Annotated in this window: 3 protein-coding genes; all 3 read left to right on the top strand. The window is 47.8% G+C overall.

Annotated elements, in window-relative coordinates; translation table 11 throughout:
* On the top strand, positions 1-211 hold a 211-nt coding region (locus DW49_RS1000000133205; protein ID WP_050575251.1), incomplete at its 5' end, for a hypothetical protein.
* A gap of 97 nt (positions 212-308) precedes the next feature.
* Positions 309-863, top strand: coding sequence for a hypothetical protein (locus tag DW49_RS0124015; protein ID WP_024421467.1), 555 nt, complete (start codon positions 309-311; stop codon positions 861-863).
* Between the two features lie 50 nt (positions 864-913).
* Positions 914-1,144, top strand: coding sequence for a carbon storage regulator (locus DW49_RS0124010; RefSeq protein ID WP_019332195.1), 231 nt, complete (start codon positions 914-916; stop codon positions 1,142-1,144).
* Positions 1,145-1,169 lie beyond the last annotated feature (25 nt).

The following is a 1,169-nucleotide window of genomic DNA, read 5'->3' as shown; positions in this document are numbered from 1 at the left end:
TGAGCAGAAGCAGTTGAACACCTGGGTCAGTTTTCAGTCGGCAGAACAGCGTCTACTGGGTCAGTTTTCGGTCAGCGGCAACACAGATGATCAAGGCGCTACGCGCAATCGCCACTACAGAATAATCCATCTCAAGGCGGAAGGTCTGATTGAGCAGACTGTGGCCGAGGCCAAGCGTCAGGCAGAACCCGACCCGACTCCGTTTGATTAAAAATGCCAATGCACTTTCAAGTTCGCGACGTGCGCACTATCGCGCTGCTAGGCCTACATGTATATTAGAAAGCCATAACGAACCAATGAGATAAATAATGACGGGAATCTACAAAGCTGATTGGACGCAAGCGCTTGAGCGCAATAAGCAATACGGCCTTTCTATACCAGCCGTATATACGGCGCCGCAGGAGAAATATTTTACGGCTTTAAGAATAGCAGAGCTTCCGAAAATTATTCAGCCAGCTTTGGCGGGATTAACGATGGATGATTTGGTTTGTCAGTGTCTAGCAATACATTTTAAGTTACTGCCCGTTTTGCAAGATTGGCTTGGGTGTCCTGTTTATTTCACCCTGGGCTGGATTGATGATGGAAAAAACGGAATGTTCAAGTTTGGAGATCCGCTTATTAAGTCCCTTCTTGACGGGGAGCCTAGAAGCAGCGTAGTCAACCTGCATGCTTGGTTGACGCTACCCTCAATGGAAATCTTCGACGTTACGTTGTCAACGACCATTGCTAAGGTCAATAACTTGACGGAAGGGTATGGAGGGGTATTTAGTCAACACCCGGATAGCCTTAAGGGAATTGCCTTCAAGCCCATGTTGTTGGGAGAGGAATTTTTGATTCGCAGTAAGTTGCTCAGATTTGAATAGAATCCTGCTACAAGCTAAGCTTAAAGTCAACTTTGGCGTAGGAATTTCATATGCTCCTTCTGACTCGCCGCGAAGGTGAAAATATTATGATTGGCGATGGAATTCAGATCCAAGTTCTAAGCGTTTCAGAGGACACTGGGGATGTACGTATCCAGATTGAAGCCCCAGACGCCGTCGAAGCCCAGAGCAGAAACGTTGAGAACGAAGTGACCGATGGCAAGCCTGGTCCTGTTATTACTCATAAGCGCCGGTGGCGCTCGTTGGTCACTCGGTTTGAATGATCAACCAACCGCCCTTATGACCCCC

It is taken from the genome of Pseudomonas avellanae BPIC 631 (assembly GCF_000444135.1).
Taxonomy (GTDB): Bacteria; Pseudomonadota; Gammaproteobacteria; order Pseudomonadales; family Pseudomonadaceae; genus Aquipseudomonas; species Aquipseudomonas avellanae.
Note: the sequence above shows the minus strand (reverse complement) of the source record. Positions and strands in the feature narration are given on the sequence as shown.